At 52.9% G+C, this 23,051-nt stretch carries 19 protein-coding genes and 2 tRNA genes; 4 read left to right on the top strand and 17 right to left on the bottom strand.

What is annotated here, in order from left to right:
- Positions 1 to 8 precede the first annotated feature (8 nt).
- From guaB to fumC, 8 genes are all read right to left on the bottom strand, one after another.
- Entirely contained in the window at positions 9 to 1,475 is a 1,467-nt protein-coding gene (gene guaB, locus IPH59_03110) for an IMP dehydrogenase (GenBank protein ID MBK7090702.1), read from the bottom strand.
- 3 nt (positions 1,476 to 1,478) lie between these two features.
- Positions 1,479 to 2,189 (bottom strand): hypothetical protein, encoded by a 711-nt coding sequence (locus IPH59_03105; GenBank protein ID MBK7090701.1) that lies wholly within the window; start codon positions 2,187 to 2,189, stop codon positions 1,479 to 1,481.
- Positions 2,190 to 2,354: 165 nt separating this feature from the next.
- Positions 2,355 to 2,431: transfer RNA gene (locus IPH59_03100), tRNA-Val, on the bottom strand.
- 14 nt (positions 2,432 to 2,445) lie between these two features.
- Positions 2,446 to 2,519, bottom strand: a tRNA-Ile gene (locus tag IPH59_03095).
- 583 nt (positions 2,520 to 3,102) lie between these two features.
- Complete coding sequence (locus IPH59_03090) at positions 3,103 to 4,200, bottom strand: 6-phosphofructokinase (GenBank protein ID MBK7090700.1); 1,098 nt, start codon at positions 4,198 to 4,200, stop codon at positions 3,103 to 3,105.
- Complete coding sequence (locus IPH59_03085; protein MBK7090699.1) at positions 4,197 to 4,778, bottom strand: hypothetical protein; 582 nt, start codon at positions 4,776 to 4,778, stop codon at positions 4,197 to 4,199. Before IPH59_03085 ends, IPH59_03090 begins: the two co-directional genes overlap by 4 nt.
- Positions 4,779 to 4,894: 116 nt before the next feature.
- Entirely contained in the window at positions 4,895 to 5,707 is an 813-nt protein-coding gene (locus tag IPH59_03080) for a hypothetical protein (protein MBK7090698.1), read from the bottom strand.
- A gap of 36 nt (positions 5,708 to 5,743) precedes the next feature.
- Positions 5,744 to 7,132: a class II fumarate hydratase gene (fumC, locus tag IPH59_03075; protein ID MBK7090697.1), complete on the bottom strand. Its 1,389-nt coding sequence runs from the start codon at positions 7,130 to 7,132 to the stop codon at positions 5,744 to 5,746.
- Between the two features lie 376 nt (positions 7,133 to 7,508).
- Between fumC and IPH59_03070 the strand changes: the two genes are divergently transcribed.
- The 4 genes from IPH59_03070 (at position 7,509) to IPH59_03055 (ending at position 11,815) form a co-directional block, all read left to right on the top strand.
- Positions 7,509 to 7,751 (top strand): hypothetical protein, encoded by a 243-nt coding sequence (locus IPH59_03070; GenBank protein MBK7090696.1) that lies wholly within the window; start codon positions 7,509 to 7,511, stop codon positions 7,749 to 7,751.
- 156 nt (positions 7,752 to 7,907) lie between these two features.
- Positions 7,908 to 8,264, top strand: a complete 357-nt coding sequence (locus IPH59_03065) for a hypothetical protein (protein MBK7090695.1) — start codon at positions 7,908 to 7,910, stop codon at positions 8,262 to 8,264.
- A complete protein-coding gene (locus tag IPH59_03060; protein MBK7090694.1) occupies positions 8,176 to 9,918 on the top strand; it encodes a DUF3857 domain-containing protein in 1,743 nt (580 codons plus the stop codon). Before IPH59_03065 ends, IPH59_03060 begins: the two co-directional genes overlap by 89 nt.
- 58 nt (positions 9,919 to 9,976) lie before the next feature.
- Positions 9,977 to 11,815 carry a hypothetical protein gene (locus IPH59_03055; GenBank protein MBK7090693.1) on the top strand — a complete coding sequence of 613 codons (1,839 nt, stop codon included), beginning with the start codon at positions 9,977 to 9,979 and terminating at the stop codon, positions 11,813 to 11,815.
- 231 nt (positions 11,816 to 12,046) lie between these two features.
- Here IPH59_03055 and IPH59_03050 read toward each other — a convergent pair whose 3' ends face one another.
- The 9 genes from IPH59_03050 to IPH59_03010 form a co-directional block, all read right to left on the bottom strand.
- A complete protein-coding gene (locus IPH59_03050) occupies positions 12,047 to 13,024 on the bottom strand; it encodes a DUF1028 domain-containing protein (GenBank protein ID MBK7090692.1) in 978 nt (325 codons plus the stop codon).
- A 231-nt stretch (positions 13,025 to 13,255) separates the two neighbouring features.
- Positions 13,256 to 14,800, bottom strand: coding sequence for a glutamine-hydrolyzing GMP synthase (guaA, locus tag IPH59_03045; GenBank protein MBK7090691.1), 1,545 nt, complete (start codon positions 14,798 to 14,800; stop codon positions 13,256 to 13,258).
- Complete coding sequence (nadB, locus tag IPH59_03040) at positions 14,797 to 16,401, bottom strand: L-aspartate oxidase (GenBank protein ID MBK7090690.1); 1,605 nt, start codon at positions 16,399 to 16,401, stop codon at positions 14,797 to 14,799. Before nadB ends, guaA begins: the two co-directional genes overlap by 4 nt.
- The gene (gene lpxK, locus IPH59_03035; GenBank protein ID MBK7090689.1) at positions 16,388 to 17,491 is read right to left on the bottom strand and encodes a tetraacyldisaccharide 4'-kinase; all 1,104 of its coding nucleotides are present in this window, start codon (positions 17,489 to 17,491) and stop codon (positions 16,388 to 16,390) included. The genes nadB and lpxK overlap by 14 nt, the downstream gene beginning before the upstream one ends.
- Positions 17,484 to 18,713, bottom strand: a complete 1,230-nt coding sequence (locus tag IPH59_03030) for a hypothetical protein (GenBank protein MBK7090688.1) — start codon at positions 18,711 to 18,713, stop codon at positions 17,484 to 17,486. Before IPH59_03030 ends, lpxK begins: the two co-directional genes overlap by 8 nt.
- 25 nt (positions 18,714 to 18,738) lie before the next feature.
- Positions 18,739 to 19,872 (bottom strand): lipid-A-disaccharide synthase, encoded by a 1,134-nt coding sequence (gene lpxB / locus IPH59_03025; GenBank protein MBK7090687.1) that lies wholly within the window; start codon positions 19,870 to 19,872, stop codon positions 18,739 to 18,741.
- Entirely contained in the window at positions 19,869 to 20,864 is a 996-nt protein-coding gene (locus IPH59_03020; GenBank protein MBK7090686.1) for a Gfo/Idh/MocA family oxidoreductase, read from the bottom strand. The genes lpxB and IPH59_03020 overlap by 4 nt, the downstream gene beginning before the upstream one ends.
- The gene (lpxA, locus tag IPH59_03015; GenBank protein ID MBK7090685.1) at positions 20,861 to 21,640 is read right to left on the bottom strand and encodes an acyl-ACP--UDP-N-acetylglucosamine O-acyltransferase; all 780 of its coding nucleotides are present in this window, start codon (positions 21,638 to 21,640) and stop codon (positions 20,861 to 20,863) included. The genes IPH59_03020 and lpxA overlap by 4 nt, the downstream gene beginning before the upstream one ends.
- Positions 21,637 to 23,031, bottom strand: coding sequence for a bifunctional UDP-3-O-[3-hydroxymyristoyl] N-acetylglucosamine deacetylase/3-hydroxyacyl-ACP dehydratase (locus IPH59_03010; protein MBK7090684.1), 1,395 nt, complete (start codon positions 23,029 to 23,031; stop codon positions 21,637 to 21,639). The genes lpxA and IPH59_03010 overlap by 4 nt, the downstream gene beginning before the upstream one ends.
- Between the last annotated feature and the right edge of the window lie 20 nt (positions 23,032 to 23,051).

Here is a 23,051-nt window from a genome sequence, read left to right as displayed (position 1 = left end):
ATTTTCTACTAATACATTGACCGGTAATTCGGAGCCTCTTTGCTGATCGTAACATCATGCGGATGGCTTTCTCGTAATCCGGCTGCAGTAACTCTAATAAATTTTGTAATAGTTCGCAAAGACTCAATATCTTTTGCGCCTGCCAATCCCATCCCTGACCTGAGCCCGCCGACCAATTGGAATACGAGATCAGACAGTTTTCCTTTGTATGCGACGCGCCCTTCGATACCCTCGGGCACCAATTTAGTCATATCAGACTGGTCTTCCTGGAAGTACCTATCCTTGGCACCGTCTTTCATCGCACCAATCGAACCCATTCCTCGGTAGACCTTGAAGCTCCTGCCTTCCAACAAGATAGTCTCTCCCGGAGACTCCTGAGTGCCTGCTAACATCGAGCCGACCATTACACAATGGGCTCCCGCTGCGAGTGCTTTGCAGATATCCCCGGAATACCGAATACCGCCATCGGCGATGATCGGTGTGCTTGTCTTGGCTGCCGCCCCTACGGCATCCATAATAGCCGTCACTTGCGGAACGCCGCCGCCGGAGATAACCCTTGTCGTGCAGATAGCACCGGGGCCGATTCCGACCTTAACGGCATCTGCGCCGGCATCGATTAGAGCCTTGGTACCGTCAGTGGTCGCCACGTTTCCGGAAATCAGGTCCGTGTTCGGGAACCGTTTTTTCAATTCGCGAGTCGCCTCAAGAACCTTGACGCTGTGACCATGCGAACTGTCTAAACAAAGAACGTCAACTCCTGCCTCAATTGCCGCCTCGGCACGTGGGATCATATCAGAACCAACGCCGATTGCGGCGCCGACGCGCAGACGTCCGCGAGAGTCTTTGCAGGCATTGGGATAGCGGAGTTTCTTCATGATATCCTTGAAGGTAATCATACCTTTAAGATTCATGTGACTATCGACAATCGGTAATTTTTCAATGCGGTGCTTATGCAATACTTCGCGCGCCTGTTCGGGAGTGGTGCCTTCGGGAACTGTAATCAGATTGTCCTTGGTCATTACGTCCGAAATCTTGGACTCTACCGACGGATGGAAGCGTAAATCACGATTGGTGAGAATACCCACCAGCTTGCCATCCAAAACGACCGGAATACCTGAAATTGAGTAGCGGGTCATTACCGCCAAAGCATCACCCACAGTCTGATCAGGACGCGTAGTTATCGGGTTGACAATCATACCGGCTTCGGAACGCTTGACCTTGTCAATCTCCTCCGCCTGGCGCTGTACGGACAGGTTCTTGTGCAGTATCCCGATTCCGCCTTCGCGAGCCAGCGAGATTGCCAGTTCCGATTCGGTCACCGTATCCATTGCCGCTGAAACCAGCGGTATATTGAGCCGGATATTGCGGGTCAACAGAGTTGAGACATCGACATCGCGAGGATGAAACTCCGCGAGGCCGGGCACCAGCAATACGTCATCGAATGTCAGTCCGATTTTTTCCAGAATCGTGGCCATGGACTAATCGTCCCCCTCCCAAATGAGGATTCGGCCACAGGATGCGCAAGTCTGCAATGAGTCGCCGCGCTTGACAAGTTGGACCTTTTGCGGCGGCTGCGATTTGTAGCACTCGCCACAGGCTCCGCGACGAAGGCGAACTACGACATCGCCGCCGCGTCCTTTGCGGACACGTTCGTAGATGCTCATCACGCTCTTCGGAACCTTGGCTTTGAGGTGCTCGCGCTGGGCTTCTTTTTCGTCGACCTTGCCCTGCACCGAGTCCATTTGGATCTGAAGTTCTTTCAGCTTTTCGTTGTTAAGCTCGCGGATGGTGGTGGTCTTGGCTTCAAGCTCTTCGACCGCGGCTTTGAGTTGGTCGATTTCCGTCATCAGGGTCAATGATCGCTCTTCATCGGTGGCGATCTGCGCTTTGGAAGCGTCGATCTGCACGACCAGTGCGTCGTATTCCTTGTTGGTCTTGATAGTCAGCATTTGTTCCTGGTACTTGCTGACATGTTCTTTGTTTTCCGCGATGCTCAACTCAATTTCCTTGATTTCGAGCTGGGCGGCAATCAAGCGCTCTTTTTTGGCTTTGAGGTCGATGGCAATCTGTTCGATTTCGGTTTCCAGATTGCGCATCATTTCGGGCAAAAATTCCCGCGAACGTTCGAGTTCGCCGATCCAGTAGTCGACGTCCTGCAATTCCTTTAGCAGTCTAATATCCTCATGCATTAATCAGGCCCTCCGGCTCCGGGCAAAAATAAGCAAATGGGTAAAAGAAAACGCACTGACAACCAGTGCGCTTTCCGATCTTGTATCGAGTATGTGACTTGTATTCAATCTTGTATGTTTTCTCGTATCCCGCCGATGACACCGGGTTACCTCGCTAGTCTATAGTGGTGGGCAATACTGGACTTGAACCAGTGACCTCTCGGATGTGAACCGAACGCTCTAACCAGCTGAGCTAATTGCCCATGGCCGATATTTATGGGCCCACCAGGGCTCGAACCTGGGACCCGCTGATTATGAGTCAGCTGCTCTAACCAACTGAGCTATGGGCCCGCAAGCGGTTAGCTTAAGATTATACGGATGTGAGAAATGGTTGTCAAGGCAATTTGTTTTCAATATGACTCAATGTTGTCGCACCTTGCCGGGCCAGGCTCGCATGGCAAAATCGGGGCTCAAATAATTTCGCAAAAATATGCAAATCGTGCAAAATACTATTGGACATTGAACAAACAGAATATAGTTTTAATTCGTCAACACATTAGCAAAGCTACAATTCTAATCGTCGAGCAATTCTGCTGAATTACTACACACGGCAGCAGGATGATTATGTGTAGCTGAGTTTGATCGGCAGTTGCCGCCTCATACTAACGCTACTTCAGGCAACTTGCAGATCCGCGACTAAGTAAAGGTACCACCCCAACAACAGGAGCAGCTATGCCCTCCAAGCAAGCTTCCCGTCGCGAGATTGTGGTCAGCAAGAAATTGTGGGTCTCCTACCGCCTGCAGTCAATGACCACGGAGAGATTCATCAAGGTTTGTAACAAGATTCTCCAAGGCGAGAACGGTCTGGTGAAGGTGCCTGGCCCACAGGGAGGGCAATAAGTCGAATCAGATTGCGTTGGTATACTAGACGACGTTATCGCCCGAACGACATCCCCAGCGCTTCAGCGGTCTTGACGCGCTCGCCTTCGGGGTCAACGGACTTGAATCCGCCGATCGCATCACCAATCGGGATGTGTGTGATATCGCCGCCCTTATAGCAGACCATGTGGCCGTAATGCTTCTGTTCAACAAGCTCAACCGCTGCCCTGCCGAAGCGCGTTGCAAGGAAACGATCGAACGGACAAGGCGTACCGCCGCGTTGCAAGTGACCTAACACTGTAGTGCGAGTTTCCATGCCAGTGCAGGCTTCAATCTCCTTGGCGACTTTCATCCCGACACCGCCCAACTTCTCGTGAATAGTCCCCTTCATCTCTGGATTCAAAAGCAACACATCGCCATTCTTAGCTTTGGCGCCTTCGGAAACGACAACGATTGAGAAATTGGAACCGCGACTGCGACGACGTTGAATCTTGTCGCAAACCTGTTCCATGTCATAAGGAATCTCCGGAATCAAAATAACATCCGCTCCGCCGGCAATTCCCGCTTCCAAAGCGATCCAGCCGACACCTCGACCCATGACTTCCATCACCATCACCCGGTGGTGACTGGCAGCGGTCGTGTGAAGTTTGTCGAGTGCCTCAGTTGCGGTGATTACTGCAGTAGCGTATCCGAATGTCACCTCGGTCGCTTTGAGGTCGTTGTCGATGGTCTTGGGGACGCCAATGAACTTGATGCCGTACTTATCCATGAACATCTTGGCCACGGTCATTGTGCCGTCGCCGCCGATAGCAATTATCGCATCGAGGCCGAGCCCGTTGATGGTCTGGACGACTTGATCGGAGCGGTCGACTTTTTTGGTTTCTCCGTGTTCTTTGACCAGCCATTCGAAGGGATTGCCACGATTGGACGTGCCCAAAATCGTGCCGCCCTGCGGGAGAATACCGCGTACCGACTGCGGTGTGAGATTGATATACCGCTGGTCCATGAGTCCTTCGAAGCCGTCAAGAAATCCAACGCAAATCCAGCCGTACTTGTAGCTGGCAGTGAGAACGACAGCACGGATTACGGCATTTAAGCCGGGGCAGTCGCCGCCGCCGGTGAGTATTCCAATAGTCTTGAGATTGTCGGTCATTTCTGTTTCTTCGCCTTGCGATAGTCGTACACACGATCGATCAACTGAAGTACTTCCTCAGCGGTCATACTATATTGTCGGCCAACATCCTGCATAATTTCGTCCTTGGCGAGCTTCAATTCATAAGCCGTCAAGTCAGCCGCCAGCGCCCAGCGACGTTTGAGGTATCGAAGGTAGATTTCGTTTTCTTCTTCGCTCGGGACATAGCCGTTGATTGGCGTGGAATCGACCTTTTGACTCAGTTCTGCGCTCTTGACTGCGGTATCTGCGGGTTTATTGACCACCGGCTTTGCCTGAACTGGAGGTGTCGTCACAGCCGGTGCTGCCAGAGAATCAGGCGCTTCCGTTTCGCGGAACTTCTGTTCGAGACTGTCGAGACGGGCAAAGAATGCGGCCTCGCTCTCGTCGATGCGCTTTTCGACTTCCTGCTTGAATTCTTCGAGTTCAGATTTTTGGACAGCCTGAGTCGTGTTGGATTTTGTTTCCTTTTCGAGTGAATCAAGATATCCGCGCCCAAATATGAAGGCGAGAATCATGACGATCAGTATACCGGCGAACAGAAAATACGGCTTTTTCACTTTTGCACCTCTCTTGCGAAGAGAAGTTGGAAGAATGGGGATTTGAAGTCAACAAAAAGAAGGGGGGCTACCGACAGTGAAATGGAGTTCCCACCCTTCGCTGCGCTTCGGGTGGGCTACCGGTTTTCCGGCGCAATTTGGGACTCTCTCCTAATCATGATCAATACGGCTTCACCTATTCCTTTCCCTTCATGATCGAGAATCGGAACTGCCGCATGAATGGCTTTTCTGCCGAAGCGAACCAATTGAATCACACGCTGAGATTTCGCTCTGTGAAATGTCTCTCCGCAGCAAGTTGGCGGCGAAGTGCCAATTACGTACAAATCGATGAATGAATTCAAGAAGTCGTTTCGGACGGATGAGTCCCCGGATGCCGAGACTTCTGCGACGAGTTGTGATCCAAGATTGAATGATATCGTTGCTGTGAACTTCTCGCTTGAGTTGGAATCAAGAAAGTTGCGACTGGACAACATCAAAGTCGGGCAGGCTTGCTCGATTTCTGTCCATGCTTGTAGATTGCGCGGAACTGCAAAGACAGAGTCAATTCGATCTTTGATGTTATAGGATTGATCGAGCATTGCCTGCCTCGTCTGAAGAGCAGAGTCAGCGAATTCGCCCACTTGAAGCCGGAAACAGTCGGACATGAGGTACCTGAATTGAATGAACCTGTAAGCATCGGGGTTCTCCCAAATTGGCAATCCGTATTGAACAATCAACTTCCTGTGAGTTTGCACCCACTCCTCGAATGCCCGAATCAACTCTGAATCCGAACGATCGATGAGATAGTCGAGTGAGTCTGGAACTACACACTGCGAAGACCAAGGCTCCATCTCGTTGGCATCGCTATTCGAAGCAGCGGGACACACTGCGGGAGCAATCATTGATAGTACAATCCACAGATAGCAAGCAGCCAATCTAGAACTAATCACGTACCTCTCCCTCCACTTCTCCCGTGTTTCGAACGCCTACTTCGGTCCCACCATCTCCGCCGGCTTCACCCACTGATCGAATTGCTCCGCAGTGAGCAGGCCGAGTTCGATGGCGGTCTCTTTTAAGTTCTTCCCTTCCTTGTGTGCCTTCTTGGCGATCTTGGCGGCGTTGTCATAACCGATATGCGGATTCAGCGCCGTGACCAACATCAGCGAACGCTCCATCAGGGCTTTGATGTTGTCCTTGTTGGCGGTGATGCCGGTCGCGCAATGCTCGTCGAATGACTCGCAGGCATCCGCCAGAAGTCGAATCGACTGCAGAAGATTGAAGATGATCACCGGCTTGAAGACGTTCAACTCGAAGTTGCCGCTCGCGCCGCCGATGTTGACCGCCACATCGTTCCCCATCACCTGCGCGCAGACCATAGTCATCGCTTCGGATTGCGTGGGGTTGACCTTGCCGGGCATGATCGAAGAGCCGGGCTCGTTTTCGGGAATCGAGATTTCGCCAAGTCCGCTGCGGGGACCGGAGGCGAGCCAGCGGACGTCGTTGGCGATTTTCATTAGCGAACAGGCGAGGGTTTTCATCACGCCGGAAGCTTCAACCATCGCGTCGTGCGTGGCGAGGGCTTCGAATTTATTGGGCGCGGTGACGAACGGTTTGCCGGTAATCTGCGCAATCGCATGAGCGGACTTGACAGCGAACAGCGGATGCGTATTCAATCCGGTGCCGACAGCGGTGCCGCCGAGCGCGAGTTCGTACAGATGCGGCAGGCAGTTGTCGATACGCTTGAGGCCGTTGGTGAGAGCCTGCGTGTAGCCGGAAAATTCCTGCCCCAGCGTGAGCGGCACGGCGTCCATCAAGTGCGTGCGGCCAATCTTGATAATGCCGTCGAACTCCTGCGACTTCTTCTGCAAGGTGTCGCGCAGACGCGTGACCATCGGAATCAGGCGGCGATGGATTTCCTCGACGGCGGCAATGTGCATCGCGGTCGGGAAAGTGTCATTGGAGGATTGGGCTTTGTTGACATCGTCGTTGGGATGAATGGGCTTTTTGGAACCGATGACACCGCCGGCCATTTCGATCGCGCGATTGGAGATGACCTCGTTGGCGTTCATGTTGGTCTGGGTGCCGGAACCGGTCTGCCAGACGACCAGCGGAAAATGATCGTCGAGCTTCCCGGCGATGACCTCGTCGGCGGCTTTGATTATGAGATCGGCCTTGTCGGCGGGTAGCGTGCCGAGTTCCTTATTGACCATGGCGGCGGCTTTTTTGAGAATTCCGAGTGCGCGAATCATTTCGCGCGGGAAACGTTCGCCGCCGATCTTGAAATTCTCGAGTGAGCGCCCGGTCTGGGCGCCATAGTAGCGATCGGACGGAACTTTTACCTCGCCCATGGTGTCGGTTTCGATGCGGTATTCCATTTTTCCTCCAAGTTGCCGTCCGGCTCACGCCACCGACGGTCACGTAAATTAGACAAACTGGGAGAGATTATAACCGATTTGGCAAGTGCTGGCAAAGGGAAATGGGATGAAAACTGCCCGATTGGCTACTCGACCCGTATTGACGATCTTAAAGTGCTTTGTTCGCGACAGGTTTTGCCCCCTACTTTTCTGTGGCGTAATGCAATTCTTGAGTTTAGATTCTCATCATGTCAAGACTCATCGTCGTCGGATTGATTTTCTTTATCGGTTTCTTCCTTGGCTATGTCATGGGCAAGTCCAGCCGCGGCAAGAAGGATGACAGCGGACAGGTGTACTAAGTTACGAATTGTAGCGTGTACACAGAAAGGTTGGCCAAATGAGAGATCTTCTCCTAATCGTTCAAGCAGTCGGATTCGTCGCCGCCATAGTTTGCTTTTTCTGGGCGCTCAAATATCGTCGGGATAGCGGCATAACCGCACCGCAAATGGGTATCAGCAAACGGAAGTTGACCGCATTCTACGGCCCCAAAGGCGGCAGAATTGCGCTATTTGGAACGATTAGCTTCTACATTTCCGGCAGTGCAATGCTCGCGCGCTGGATTCTCGGTAAAGGCGACTGAATCTGATTAAATAAAATCCATTTGACTTAAAAGACCTTTCTTACCATTTTCAAAGCGGGAAAACAGCGCTCAAAGTGAGCCACAACTCAAAGGCGCAATCTACGGGTGGGTATGAAATCAAATTCCGAAATCCTTGAAACTCTTCAGGAGGGGTCGATGTTGCAGCATTGTTTCCGCATCTTAGGCGTCTGCATTGTCAGTATCGTTCTGTGTGCAAGCCAGCTCCTACACGCCGACGACGCTCACAAATGGGGCAAGATCACTCCGGAAGAATGGGCGATGACTCCGCCAGCCGAGTATCCGCATGCACCGGCTGTCGTGCTTTTCGAAGTCGGATCAGTAAGGTCCAGCCTCGAGGGCGTCAAATTCGAGCGTCACATTCGCTACAAGATATTTGACCGCCTTGCCGCCGGGAGCGCTATCAATGTCGAAATCAGTGTTTCAAAGGATGCTGATTTCGGCGGTTTTTGGGGCACAGACATACTTGCCGGATGGCAAGAAGCACTCTTATAGTTCGATGAAGATACTCAAGAAGAAGATCAGCGATTATCTCGAGGTCTATTCATTCACCTTTCCCGCTGTTGAGGACGGGTGCATCATCGAGCTAAAGTATAACATCTCGGAACGCAGTGTCCGCGTGCCCGGTTGGCAATTCCAGAACGACTATTACACCTTGGAATCGCAGTTTTCATTCACGACGACACCGTTCTTCATCTACAATACTGTTATGATCGGTTTGGATGACAGCCTTCATACACCGGCCGGCGAGGACGTTAACGTCGATCACAAGACGACCAAGCGATTTACCTGGACGCTAAGAAATATTCCGCCCATCGTCGCCGAACCATTCCAGGGCGCACAACTGAACTTCCGTCCCAGTATGTACTTTCAATTGTCCGGACTCAAATTTGATTCTTACTACGGAATCCCGCTCGACAGCACCTACGAAATGAACTTCTTGGAGAGCTGGCCCGACATGGCGCGGCGCCTTTCTGAGATGTTTGACGAGTACGTCGTTCTCGATGACACTTTGCGCAATGTCGTAGACTCCATCCTTGCAACGACGGAGTCTGATCTGGGCAAACAGATTCAGCAGTTCTGTGAGTTTGTCCGGGATGAAGTCACCACTACTTTCGAGGCGGGGGAGTATTATTTTCCATCTCAGACTACTGCTGAAACTTTGCGTCGACGCGCCGGCACCGCCACCGACAAGAATCTGCTGTTGGTTGCTATTTTGCAGACTCTCAAACATGATGTGAATCCGCTCTTGATTGCCACTCGCGACCATGCGCGCTTTACGACTGCTATTCTCAATGACAATCAGTTCAACTATATGCTTTGCCACATGCGCATCGGATCGACCGATTATTTCCTTGATGCCAACTCCAAGGACTTCCCTTTCCCTCATCTGCCGCCAAATCTTCGAGCTGATGGCGGACTTGTGCTAACCGGAGAAAGGCTGCATCGCTTCGAATACGGCGCCAATCTTACACGCACGAATGATAAGCCGGTCGATACATTGCACATTGAGCACGACGCCTGGAAAAGCGGTATCCGTCACGACGCCACACTCTGGCTCGCCGATGATGGAAGCGCGATTTGCTCGTCGTATGTCACGATCTCGGGTTATGAGCAAGACATCTTCAGTTCCGACCGGGAGGCCACACCTGACGCCGACGTTCTCAAAGATTTGTTCGGCGCGCTGAAGCAGAAGACCTTTGATATTGTCGAAGTCACTCGCAACGAACCAGTGAACCCGGACAGCGTATCATATCGGATAGTGCTGAACATATCAGACTTCAGTACGATCGGTGGCGGACTATTGGCATGTCAACCGAGTCTCCTCTGGTCCGGCGAGAATCGTCTGACCAACGAGAAACGTCAATTCCCGGTCGATTTGTATTTGCCCAGCTTCTTCTCCGAGACACTTGTCTTGAATTTGCCGGGTACCTATAAGACTGCGACGCTGCCGTCCAATATCAGCCAAATAACACCCGACCTGTTGTTCTCGCGAGCTGTACTGACAGACGCCAACAGCGCCCGCGTGATGACCAATGTGATGTTCAAACGCTTCTTCTTCCATCCCGGTGAGTATCCGGTAGTTCGCGATTTCTATAAGAAAGTCACCAGCAGCGTCAACGAATCTCTAACGGCGACAGAACAATGACGAAGCGTGTGATTGTCCTCTGGTTGATTACAGCGGCTCTGTTAGTGGTCGGTGGTCTTTGGCCGTCGAAGGCTTCGCCTTTGCTCAAACTTCCGAGACGCCCGATTCCGTAGTCGCTACCGGCGACACGACCAAGGCATACATTGTTGCCGACAGTCTCTTCGTTTCGGTCGATGAATCAGGCCGCGCTACCATGCGACATCGCCGCATTGTCCGCATCAATTCTGCCTCGGCGGCGAATTATGGAGCATTCGCATCAACAGAAAACGACTTCTGGAAACTTCAGGATGTTGTCGGTTACCAGTATGACGCCACCGGAACAGCCATTGACAGTGTCAAAGGCAAGAAGAACCTCTTCAAGGTTTGCGGTTTCGGACCGGAGTTTGCGCTCTTCATGGAAGACTGCAGCTACAATGGCGGTTTCCGCACTGCGCGCGTACCTTACACCGTCGAATGGCAGTATACGATTGAAACAAAGTCCATCGGTATGTGGTTCGGCTGGAGCCCCGAACAGACGCTGTTCAATAAGTCCGGCTACTGTCAAATCAAGGCTCATCCTGCCAACAAAATTCGCTTCGTGGCGACCGGCAATTTCACACCGATCGAAGCCATCGAAAGTCTGGAAGGCAATGTCAATAGCTGGTCAATCACCGATCTTCCGGCGCATGAGCCCGAGCGCCTTGAACCCTGGCCGTCTCATCGCGAAGCGCGAATTTTCGTTGTTCCCCAGGTTTTCAAATTTGCCGGCAAGTCATTTGACGGCGGCAGTTGGAACGCGATTGCCAAAGGCTGCTATGCGATGACGCATGATGCATTCAAATCCTCCGACGCGCAGGATAATTTTTACAAACAGCACGTCGCATCGAATCCGGAAACCCTCTTCCCTGCTATTCATAAGAGCCTTGCCTCAAGGTTGCGATATGTCGCGATTTATCTCAGCATGGGCGGCTGGATACCGCACTCTGCCAAAGAGACCTTCCAGAATGGTTACGGTGATTGCAAAGACCTTGCGACGCTGTATGCAGTGATGTTCGCCAAGTCCGGAGTCACCACGCGAACGTCGCTGATCTCGATGCGCAACGACGAACTCATTGATCCGGAACTGCCCACCATCGCGATGTTCAATCACGTGATCATGTTCTATGTCAACGGTACTGATACGACTTGGGTCGATGCGACCTGTTTCGATTGTGCGCTCGGCGATCTGCCGTATTCCGTCGAGGGTGTCAGCACTCTCGTTATCGACGACGTAAACGGCGGACTGCTGACTACTCCGGCTTCCGGCTGTGCTGACAATATCTTCACACGCAAGATTGATATCGCGCTCGCACCCGACATGACCGCCAATCTAAAACTCTCATCTCACTTGAGCGGCAACCCATCGCACGGAGTCAACACACTGATTTCCGATAGCGACGGCAGCAATGCCACCAAAGCGCTTGCGTATCACCTTGGAATCGCGGGCCTCCCGGCTTTTGGTCACAAGGATATCGTCGTCACCGAAAAGGATCTCTCGAAAATCGGTCTTGATATCAAGTGGTCGAATCCCCGTTTGCTGAAGCCGGCTGGCGAGACATTCATTTTCGATCTGGCGGGATTCCGTGTCACCAATGACGCCGAGACTATGGATTTGTCCAAGCGCAAGCAGACGCTCGAGATCGGCTATCCTCGCACGATATACGATACCGTGCGCGTTGCCCTGCCGGAGGGGTATGTTTTTAAGACTCTTCCGACTGAGGTAAACTATACATCGAAATTTGGTGATTTCACGTTGAGCTCATCAGTTGATTTGGACACCGCTGCCCACCTTTCGGGGGGGGGGGGGCCCCCCCCCCCCCCCCCCCCCCCCCCCCGAATTCACCGCCCGCACGACCACTCCGTAAACAAGACATCTTGACCCGCCCCCGCTGACTTCGCGAAACGCCTTCACCGCTCATCGCAAGGAGATTAATCTCCAGTCGCGCGCCGTCACGACGATTACCCAGAAGAAACCATAGACGGACGCGTTCACACTAAGATCATTTTGATGAATTCTAACATTATCCAATTCCCCTCTCGAGAGGGGTGGCTCCGAGCCGAAGAATGAGGCTCGGAGACGGTGTGTGTGCGATCTCGTCGTGTTAGCTCCCTACTCCGCCACAATCCTCTCAATAATCGCCGCATCATTCGGCAACAAGTCACTCTTCACCAGACGCGGCACAAGAATCCGCCAGCTTGGATCTTGCTTGAAAACTTCTTTGAAAATCGGCAGCGATTTGTCGACCTGCCCCGCCGTAACCAATGTCACTGCATGCCAAAACAGAATCTCCGGATTCCCCGGCGCCAGCCGTGAGGCCTCGGCATACTCCAAATTCGCATTCTCGAAATCGCCGACCGCGATGAATTCATCTCCCTTGTTCATTCGGTCATAAGCGCGTGTTATCTCCAGAAGCCGCCGCAGTTCTTTCAACGGCTCGCTTGAGTCGTCCACGCGGATATCAACAATATTGTCACGCCAGCTCATTCCCGTCGGCTTGCCGGTAACGACAACCATTGCCGCCGACTGCATACCGCGAATGTCGCCGCCTTCACCTTGCGCAGCTTCCAGCGCTGCCATCATTCGTTCCGCAAGATCGCCTTTGGTGCCTTCATATGCCTTCGCCATCGCCATCCAGACTGTCGAATCGCGCATCAGGTTCGCCTGAACGCTGTAGTGATGCCCAATATGATGCCCCGCCATTGCGATGCACTTGTCGCCGGTATGCGTCGCGACCACGCCGTTCTTGTCGATCATTGCCACCTGCCGGACCTGATGCTGCGGGTCGGTGACTATCAGCCCACTCAAAGCCTGCGTCGCCGACTTGCCATGCCGCATCAACTCGAGTCCCAGCGGTCCGTAGCTGAACTCCACCAGCGACTGCGTCGCCACGGCGCCAACGCCCGGCTCGACCCAGATCACATCTGCAACTTTGAACCAATGCGACTGCACCGCCGCGCCGAACTGGCCGGTCACACTATCGTATGCAACTATCGAATAAGTATTCACTGGATGCAGCGGCGTCACGTCCTTGTCGCCGCCGAAAGCGCTGATGCCGACTGCCATCCACGCGAGAACGGCCAAACGCATTCCTGCTCGAATCATTCCTACCTCCGTTGGGAATTGTCTGATAATTGTCTAAACATCTTCGATTCAAGACTCGTAGGCAATCTGAATCTTCGCCCGCCTTTGTGGTTTCGAATTCAATCGAACGTTACTTTTTTCTGCCAATTCAGAACAAGTGATGTAGGGCAGGTCTCCTTGCCGTGACCACATTATTCTTGGATGCGCATTGCCGGAGACCTGCCAAACCGCTCAACCCTATTCCCACTCAATAGTGGCCGGCGGCTTAGAGGAGATATCATACACAACCCGATTGACGCCTTTGACATTGTTGATGATCAAGTTCGAAGCTTCACCAAGCACATCATGGGGTATCTTCGCCCAATCCGCAGTCATGCCATCCTGCGAAGTTACCGCGCGCAGGGCGACGACATTCTCGTAAGTCCGCTCATCGCCCATAACGCCGACTGACTTCACCGGAAGAAGCACAGAGAACGCCTGCCAGATTTCTTCATACAGCTTGCGTTTGCGAAGCAGGTCGATGAAGATCTTGTCGACCTTGCGCAGTATGCTCAGTCGCTCTTCAGTGATATCACCAAGAATCCGTACTGCAAGTCCCGGTCCCGGGAACGGGTGCCGCCACAACAAGTGGTGCGCAAGTCCGAGCTGTTCGCCGATTTCGCGGACCTCGTCTTTGAACAGTTCGCGCAACGGCTCGACAAGTTTGAGATTCATTCTTTCCGGCAAGCCGCCGACATTGTGATGCGATTTGATAGTGACCGAAGGCCCCTTGAATGAGACTGATTCGATTACATCGGGATAAAGCGTGCCCTGCGCGAGATACTTGATGTCGCCGTATTTCTTGGCTTCTGCTTCGAAGACCTCTATGAACAGTCGTCCGATGATCTTTCGTTTTTGTTCCGGCTCGACGACACCGGCAAGTTCCTTGAGAAAGAGCGGTCCGGCATCAACGCGTTTGACATGAAGATTCAAGTGTTCGAGCGCTTCGATGACGTCGTTTTCCTCGTTCTGCCGCAGCAGCCCATTGTCGACAAATACTGCAACCAGCTTCTCGCCGATTGCCTTGTTGAGCAACAGTCCGGCGACAGCGGAATCAACACCACCTGAGATACCGAGAAGAATCTTGTCACTGCCGACCCGGCTGCGAATATCCTGAATCGTACTTTCGATGAATGACGACATTGTCCAGTCACCGCGCGCACGGCAAATCTCAAACACGAAATTGTGTAACAGGTGTTTGCCCTGCACAGTATGAACGACCTCGGGATGGAACTGCACACAGTAGATCTTGCCGATGTCGTTCTCCATCGCCGCAATCTCGACATCATCCGTCGAAGCCGTAACCTCAAACCCTTTCGGCGGGTGGACTATCGTGTCGCCGTGACTCATCCAGGCAGTCGATTTCTCAAGGCCGCCCTTGAAAAGTGTCGCTTTGAGATCAGCAGTCACAATAGCACGGCCATATTCGCGCGACTCACTGCGCACCAGCTCGCCGCCGTAGAGCTTGGCAACGAGTTGCATACCGTAACAAATGCCGAGCACCGGCACACCAAGTTTGAGAAATCGCTCATCAACCGCGGGCGAACCGGTCTCCAGAACCGAGGCCGGACCGCCGGAGAGAATTACGCCGACAATATTCTCGTCGGCAAATCGCTCAAACGGCGTGGTGCATGGGTGGATCTCGCAATAGACATGCATCTCGCGCACACGGCGAGCGATGAGTTGCGTGAACTGGGAACCAAAGTCGATTATCAGAATCATCTCGCTGCTGCGGGACGTCATAGCCATTTCTCCTCTTTGCGGATCAAGTCGCGCCGCCAATTGATGTCGTCGGTGTCCGGATGGTCAATATTATAATGCAATCCGCGCGATTCCTTGCGCTCGATTGCAAAGTCAATAATCAGTTTTGCACAGGTCGCCAGATTGCGAAGCTCAATTGCATCATAACTCCAGTTCCTGGTCTGAAAATAATCTTCGATGTCCTTAACCAGAATATTCACGCGTTCGCGGGCACGGTGAAGACGATAGTCGGATCGCACAACACCGACATAGTCCCACATCAAGTTGAGCAACTCGCTCCGATCATGTTTGAGCAGTACGCGCTCCCGGCGCGAAGGCTTATCCGTGATGCCGTTCTTCGGTTCCTGCAACGGTGCCTCGATCGCTCCATTCGGAATCTCGACAACCTTTGCAATATCTGCAGCAAATTGTGCGGTCGCGACGGCTTCCAGCAATGAATTTGAGGCAAGCCGATTTGCGCCATGCAAGCCGGTCATTCCGACCTCGCCGCAAGCATACAGATTCTTGATATCGGTGCGGCATTGCAGGTCGGTGCAAACGCCGCCGCAAATGTAATGCGCCGCCGGTACCACCGGAATTCGCGCAAGGCTGATGTCGATTCCCGACTTCAGGCAACGTTCGAAAATGTTCGGAAAGCGCTTGAGAATCAGATCGCGGCCAAGATGTGTGACGTCAAGATAAACACACGGATCGCCCGATGCTTTCAATTCCGAGTCGATGGCGCGCGCCACAACATCGCGTGCAGCAAGCTCGCCGGAAGGATGATACTTGTCCATGAAACGAACACCGGCCTGTGTGAAGAGCAGTCCGCCTTCGCCGCGCACGGCTTCAGAAATCAAGAAACTCTCGCCGCCCGGATTGTAAAGCGTTGTCGGGTGGAACTGGATGAATTCCATATTCGCCACCGACGCTCCGGCGCGATACGCCATTGCCACGCCATCGCCGGTGGCAATGGTCGGATTCGAAGTATGCTTGTATACCACTCCAGCGCCGCCGGTCGCGAGCAACACCGACCCTGAGTAGAAATACTTTGCCCGCGATTCCTGACTGTCGAGACAGATTACGCCGAGGCAGCATTTTTCCTCGCCATTACCAGACATGATCAAATCAACTGCAATGTGATTCTCGAACACGCTGATGTTCGGGTTCTCGTGAACGGCATGAAGCAGCGCCTTTTCTATCTCGCGGCCCGTTGCATCAGCGGCATGAACAACCCTACGGGCAGAGTGGCCGCCTTCGCGCGACAGATGAAGATGCGCCTCAGCAGGAGTTGAATCCTCAAGACTGAAATTCACGCCGATGTCGATCAGTTCTTGAATGCATCGCGGACCGGCCTTGACAATCGCCTCGACAACATCAGGACGGGACAAACCGCAACCTGCGGCAATTGTGTCCGCAAGGTGAGCCTCAAAACTGTCAGTGGGTGCGATCACGGCGGCGATACCGCCCTGGGCATAGTTGGTATTGGAGTCGGTGGAGCGTTTCTTGGTGACAATAGCCACCGTGCCCTTTTTGGCAACTTTGAGGGCGTAGGAAAGTCCGGCTATTCCCGAACCGATGACAAGAAAATCAAATTTCAGCACCCACGCTCCTCGCGATAATGCCCCAGAATATATCAGCGCGGTCGACAAAATCAATCCCTATTTCAACCACTCCGCACCGGGACTTGTCAAGGTTATACGCAGTGAGTTTCACCGCATCTTTGGCGGTGGTCAATAGGAACTCTGCGTGATTGTCGGATAGTATGCGATTTAGCATCTCGATCTCAGACTCGGTGTAGCGATGGTGATCGGGGAAAATACTATGGCCGCAAATGCGCGCGCCAGTAGCCGCCAGTGCATTGTCGAATGCACCCGGATTGCCGATCCCCGAGAACAACCAGACGCGTCGGTCCGCAATCGCGAGTTCAGCGGCACCATCAATCGTTCGAATCGACTTGAGCACAGTCTCAGCCCGGAATATTCGCGATGCGTCAATGTAGCGACTGATCCGCGCCGTCAATTCTTCGACCGCCGAATTATCCACCGATTCGCAGCGCGTTATGATAACTACATGACTCCGCCGCAATGCAGTAATCCTGTCTCGCATTGGTCCCGCTGGAAGAGACATGCCGTTGCCAAAGGGATTCGAAGCATCGACTAAGACGATGTCGCAATCTCGCGCTATACGACGATGCTGAAATCCGTCATCGAGAATTACTGCCTCGATTCTCTGTCTTGACTGCAATTCCGAAGCCGTTGCTACTCGATCCGCCCCGACTCCAAACCAGACCTGCGGAAGTTGCGATGCCATCAATGCAATTTCATCGCCAACAGTGGCGACATCGGAATTGGCAATCTGATCGCCTTTCATTGTAACTGAGTGCCGTTCATTTCCCGACCGATATCCGCGACTCAAAATAGCCGTTGCCAGTTTTCGCTGCAGACGTTCGGCTATGAGAATGGTGACCGGAGTTTTTCCAGTACCGCCCGTCGTGAGATTTCCGACCGAAATTACCGGACAACTCAGGCGGTGGGATTTCAGCAGACCATGTGAGTAACTGAAGTTCCGTAATGCAACGCCACTGCGATACAGCAGTGACAATGGCCAGAGAATTGCGAGTAGCAACAGCAGAAGCGGCGTACGATGTTTGCCCGAGTGCAGCCGCGATATCTGAAGCCGCGCATCAGTCATGCTGCATCACCGATTTGAGCCGCCCGACATACTCGTCCAAGATGTGCGATGATGCGTTTCGAAGTTGAATTGCCCTGGCGCGATACTTTTCCTGAAAGTCTTTGTTCGATATGATTGCCTCGATAGTCGATGCAACAGCGGCAGAGTCCGAAACCACAAATCCTATTCCGAATTGGTGGAGCAACTCGTGTCCTCGCAATTGTCCAAAGTAGTGCGGTCCGTGCAACACTGGACAACCGGCGAGTGCCGGTTCAAGGAGATTGTGTCCGCCGATTGGCGCCAGGGTTCCGCCCACAAACGCGATCTGGGACAGATGATATACAGCGTTGAGTTTTCCGATGGTGTCAAGCAGTAGAACTTCGACATCCTGCGATTGTGACGTACTGCCCCAGAGCCGATACGAGAGACCGCGCGTGCTCAGAATCAGCTCGATTTCTTTGACGCGTTCGAGGTGCCTTGGTGCAATGACCATCCGCAGATTCGAATTCGATTTCTTGAGCCGTACGAATGCATCGCAAAGGATCGCCTCTTCATCAGGCCGGGTCGATCCGCAGGTGAAAATGATTTTGTCGCGCCAATCTGCCAACGATTCCTTCATCTGATTTAGAAGTTCGCTGTCCGGAAGCATATAATCCTCCTTGATCGACCCGACGACTTCGATTGGTGCTGTTTCACCGGCAATGTCGCGCAGACGATCGGCATCCGCCTCACTCTGCATCAACAACAGCGAACAACGACGAATCAGCGGAGCGAAGTAGGGGCGCAGCGCACGATATCTCCGATGTGATTTTTCCGATAGCCTGCCCGAGACTTGCACAATTGGAATTCCCCGTTCAAAAGATGCTTCCATCAAGGTCGGCCACAACTCAGTCTCAACCAGAATCACCATTTGCGGCTTGAAATGTTCTATAGTGCGACGGACATTTCCAGTCGTGTCGAACGGATGAAAGAACACCGCGTCGGGCTGAATCGCCGATTGCAAAATTCGCGCTCGCCCTGTTGGAGTTGTCACCGAGAGAATCACCGGAGCCTCAATCGCTTGTTTGAGACGTTCGATCACCTTGAGTGCTATCGTAACCTCGCCTACCGAAGAAGCCACTAACCACACCGGACGCACTTTCGTTGCGAGCTGCGGCAGATTGAGTCCGAGTCGCTCGATGTCGTATCTCCTGCCAAATGGCCGAAGTACAACGCCAACAATCCAGTTGGTATCACATAGCAATAAGTCAGACAGACGTAGAGAAACTTCATGGCGTCAACATCCCGCATACCAAATTCGCCGCCCGTTCGGAAGCTCCCTTGTCACCGAGGCGGTGCCGAACTTCCGCCAAAGCAGCTACGACAGCTCCAGATGCTGCTTTGTCGTCGAGCATCTTTGAGCAGTATTGCGCTAAATTGTCCGGAGTCATCTGATCTTGCAGAAACTCAGGAACGATTTCCTTTCCGGCGACAATGTTCACGAGCCCGACGTTCTTGAGTTTGATCACGCGGCGCGCAATCTGATATGTTATCCAGCCGGTGCGATAGACCACGCAAAATGGTCGGCCGCAGAGAGCTGCCTCAAGTGTCGCTGTTCCCGACGCGACAATTCCGACATCGCAGTGCCGAAGCAAACTGTGGCGACCTGTGGTAAGATGATTGGGGGCCACGCCGACACGCGATTCGATTGCGCGATAAATGTCCTCGTCTAGCTCCGGGCGCACGGCGGTAAAAGACTTGATTGACCGCCCCGAATCCTGCAATTGCTTGACTGCGCGCAGCATGATCTCATAGTGTTTTTCAACCTCGCCAACTCGCGATCCGGGCAGCAATGCAATGACGCTGCTCTTCTCGCTGGTTTGATGTTGAATCCGAAATTCCTTGTCAGTCAAATGATCATCGACGTGATCGAGAAGCGGATGACCCACAAACTCACAACAGATGCGTTCCGGGTTGAACAACTCTTTCTCAAACGGGAGAATCGAAAGCAGGAGGTCAACATTCGCCTCGATTTTTGCGATGCGTCCTTTTTTCCAAGCCCACACCTGCGGGACAATGTAGAACACAGTCTTGATTCCGCGCCGATGGCATTGCTCTGCGAGGCGCAGGTTCATCCCCGGATAGTCAACAAAGATCGCGAGGTCGGGCTTGCGCTTGTCAATCTCTGCGAGCGTCTCATTGAATATTCTGCGAAAGTGGAAGATTCGTTTTGCGACTTCCCAGAAGCCTGCAACCGCCAACGAATTCAAATCATAGAGCAACGCAACCTTGCGGGCGCGCATCAATTCACCGCCCAAACCAAAAAACTGAAGCCCGCTGGCGCGGGCTTGAAGAGCATCGAGTAGCGCGGCGGCATGTAAGTCGCCAGAGGCCTCGCCGGCTGATATGAACACCGTCTTCATGAGAATATGCGGTTAAGATTCTCCATTGCGGTTTGTTCGATTCGCTTTGCAAGGCTCAGTGCAGCAGTGGCGTCCTCGCCGGAAATCCGAACCGGTGCGTCGTTGAGCACACAATCGACAAATGAGCTAATCTCCGCCGTCAGCATATCAAAATCGGGATAGCTCAACTGCCTGAACATGATCTTGCGTCCGGTCGCTTCATGCTGTAATGCGGGCAAATACCCCGGGCGTGCAGTTTCCTTGAGCGGTGCGAGCAGGAAGTGCTCACCCGTCTTGTTGAGAAGATCCAGCGACAAATAATTGTCGCGCGCAAAGAAACGCAACTTGCGCATTTTCTGTACTGAGATTCGCGATGCTGTAAGATTCGCCACGGTCCCGTTGGCAAATTCGATTCGAGCGTTGGCAATGTCAGGCATGTCGGATATCACCGCAACTGCGGACGCCCGGACTTCCCGCACCGGAGCTTTAACATGTGCCAAGATCAAGTCGATGTCGTGAATCATCAATTCCAGAATGACAGCAACGCCCAATCCACGGGCGGAAAACTGTGACAGCCTATGCCCTTCGATAAATCGCGGTTGTTCCGGCAATAACTTGAATCCTTCGGATACTGGATTGAAGCGCTCGATATGGCCGACCTGCAACTTGAGATTCTTCTTCTTCGCAATTGCGCAGATTTCTTCGGCATCTGCGACAGTAGAGGCGATCGGTTTTTCGACTAAACAATGCTTTCCGGCGTTAAACGCGCGCATTGCTTCCTGATGGTGAACTTCGGTTGGGACAACAATCGAAACGGCATCGACCAGACTTAGCAATTCGTCAATATTGGAGCATGCCCTACAACCGTTTTTCTCTGCCGTGGCAGTGGTCTTCTCAGGCACGATATCAAATACGCCGGCCAGTACCGCATTGGGAACATTCGCAAGCTTCTCAGCATGGACGCGGCCCAAGTGGCCGCAGCCGACTACGCCGTAGCGAATCTTCTCTGTCATCGACTGATACCGCGCTCGGAATTGGCGATGAAATCGAGCACGAGTTGAACTTCGGGGATCAGTTCCATTTCCGATTTGATGCGTTCGACTGCTTGAGTCGTGTTGAGTTTGGAACGAAATAGAATTCGAAATGTCTTTTCCAGCGCAGCCAGCGTTTCCGGGGCAAATCCTCGCCGCTTAAGCCCAATCTGATTGATGCCCATGATAATCGGCGGCTGTCCGCCATAGAGCGCATAGGGCAAAATATCCATCGGCACCCGACTTGCCCCACCAATCATCGCATGTGCACCGATCTTAACGAACTGATGTACCGGCACCAAGCCACCGAGCGTAGCATACTCGCCGATTTCAACATGACCCGCGAGATTTACCGAGTTCGACATGATCACATTGTCGCCGAGAATACAATCATGAGCAACATGAGAGTAGGCCATCAACAGGCAATTGGCGCCGACACGAGTCTCGCCGCGATGATGCGTTCCGCGATTGAGCGTGGCAAACTCGCGAATCACCGTGTTGTCACCGACAACGAGAAGTGTGTCCTCGCCGCCGAACTTTAGATCTTGTGGAACTGTACCGACAACCGCGCCGTTGTGGACTTTGACATTCTTGCCAAGGCGTGCTCCCGATGCGATGAGAGTATGCGGTCCGATTTCACAGCCGTCGTCGATGAAGACGTTGTCCTCAATCACGGCATAAGGACCTATGGCAATGTTATCGCCCAACCGGGCGCCCGACGTAATTACCGCCGTCGAGTGAATAAGAGAGTTGCTCACCGATCTACCACCGCTGCCATCATTTCTGCTTCACAAACCAACTGCTCGCCGACATATGCCATGCCGGTCATCTTGCAGGTTGATCTTCGGAAAGATATCATCTTCAATTCAAATCGCAACTGGTCGCCCGGCAGTACCGGTTTGCGGAATCTGACGCCATCAATGCCCATAAAGTAAGCTACTTTGGAGTCCGCGTTTTCAACTGTATTCAGCAATAAGAACCCACCCGCCTGCGCCATCGCTTCGACGATCAAGACGCCGGGCATGATCGGATGTCCCGGGAAATGCCCCTGGAAAAACGGCTCGTTGATTGTGACATTCTTCAGCGCCGTAACCGATTCGTTCGGTACGATATCGAGAATCCGGTCAATCAACAGGAATGGATAGCGATGCGGCATGATCTTCTGAATCGCATTGATATCGAGCACGTAATCGCCAATAGCCTTGCCGGAGTACTTCCGCTTGATCTGCTTCTTCTGGAAAATCGACCGCAGTTTCTTCGCCAGAGCTACGTTTGCCGCATGGCCCGAGCGTGCCGCGAGGATATGACCCTTGATCGGCGCGCCAATCAGGAACAAGTCTCCGATCAAGTCTACTGCCTTGTGCCGTACCGGTTCGTTGTAGAATCTCAGCGGACGATCATTGAGAATTCCGTTACTCCCGAGGAAGACATTGCCCGTCAATGCAAAGACGCTCTTCAGCCGCGCAAGTTCGGCCTCGTCGAGGTCGCGATCGCAAATGACGATAGCAGAATCGAGTCCTCCACCCTTGATGATGCCGCGCTCTTTGAGCTGCTCAACTTCCGACAAGAAACAAAACGTCCGCGCCGGTGCGAACTCTTCGACAAATTCCTCTTCAAGGCTGACGAGTGAAGTGTATTGCGTACCGAGCGCCGGGTTCTTGTAGTCGACCATGTAAGTGATGCGAAACTGATCGCTGGGTACGACAACGATATCGACGCCGCGATCCTTCTCTGAATAGCTGACGTGGGCATCGATTTCGAAAAAGTTCTTCGGCTGAGCCTGCGGCACGATTCCACCTTGAAGCAGAATATCTACAAACGGACGCGCCGAGCCGTCGAAGACCGGGGGCTCTATATTGTCAAGTTCGATAATCAGGTTGTCAATTTGCAGTCCGGCGACTGCGGCGAGTACATGCTCAACAGTGTGAACGCGCGCCTCACCCTTCTGCAAAGTGGTGCCGCGTTCCAGTCCGACGACGTGGTCGATATCGGCAGGGACCTCAGGGCTATCCTTGAGATCGATTCTCACGAAACGTACGCCGGTCCCGACCTCAGCCGGTTTGAAGGTAATGGTCGCTTGACATCCGGTATGCAGTCCGATCCCGGAACCGCTGGCTGCCTGCCGGATTGTCTGTTGTTCAACAATCATCAACTAATTCCTTCCATGTT

The organism is bacterium, from assembly GCA_016708315.1.
Classification (GTDB): Bacteria; Zixibacteria; MSB-5A5; order CAIYYT01; family CAIYYT01; genus JADJGC01.
Note: the sequence above shows the minus strand (reverse complement) of the source record. Positions and strands in the feature narration are given on the sequence as shown.

What these genes read in the sequence shown, in the direction of transcription:
- fumC (MBK7090697.1), bottom strand. Translation starts at nt 7,132, where the DNA reads ATGGAATACCGCATCGAAACCGACACCATGGGCGAGGTAAAAGTTCCG.
- guaB (MBK7090702.1), bottom strand. Translation starts at nt 1,475, where the DNA reads ATGGCCACGATTCTGGAAAAAATCGGACTGACATTCGATGACGTATTG.
- IPH59_03050 (MBK7090692.1), bottom strand. Translation starts at nt 13,024, where the DNA reads ATGCGTTTGGCCGTTCTCGCGTGGATGGCAGTCGGCATCAGCGCTTTC.
- lpxK (MBK7090689.1), bottom strand. Translation starts at nt 17,491, where the DNA reads ATGACTGATGCGCGGCTTCAGATATCGCGGCTGCACTCGGGCAAACAT.
- IPH59_03065 (MBK7090695.1), top strand. Translation starts at nt 7,908, where the DNA reads ATGTTGCAGCATTGTTTCCGCATCTTAGGCGTCTGCATTGTCAGTATC.
- IPH59_03090 (MBK7090700.1), bottom strand. Translation starts at nt 4,200, where the DNA reads ATGACCGACAATCTCAAGACTATTGGAATACTCACCGGCGGCGGCGAC.
- IPH59_03010 (MBK7090684.1), bottom strand. Translation starts at nt 23,031, where the DNA reads ATGATTGTTGAACAACAGACAATCCGGCAGGCAGCCAGCGGTTCCGGG.
- IPH59_03070 (MBK7090696.1), top strand. Translation starts at nt 7,509, where the DNA reads ATGAGAGATCTTCTCCTAATCGTTCAAGCAGTCGGATTCGTCGCCGCC.
- IPH59_03060 (MBK7090694.1), top strand. Translation starts at nt 8,176, where the DNA reads ATGTCGAAATCAGTGTTTCAAAGGATGCTGATTTCGGCGGTTTTTGGG.
- IPH59_03020 (MBK7090686.1), bottom strand. Translation starts at nt 20,864, where the DNA reads ATGACAGAGAAGATTCGCTACGGCGTAGTCGGCTGCGGCCACTTGGGC.
- guaA (MBK7090691.1), bottom strand. Translation starts at nt 14,800, where the DNA reads ATGACGTCCCGCAGCAGCGAGATGATTCTGATAATCGACTTTGGTTCC.
- IPH59_03105 (MBK7090701.1), bottom strand. Translation starts at nt 2,189, where the DNA reads ATGCATGAGGATATTAGACTGCTAAAGGAATTGCAGGACGTCGACTAC.
- lpxB (MBK7090687.1), bottom strand. Translation starts at nt 19,872, where the DNA reads ATGAAGACGGTGTTCATATCAGCCGGCGAGGCCTCTGGCGACTTACAT.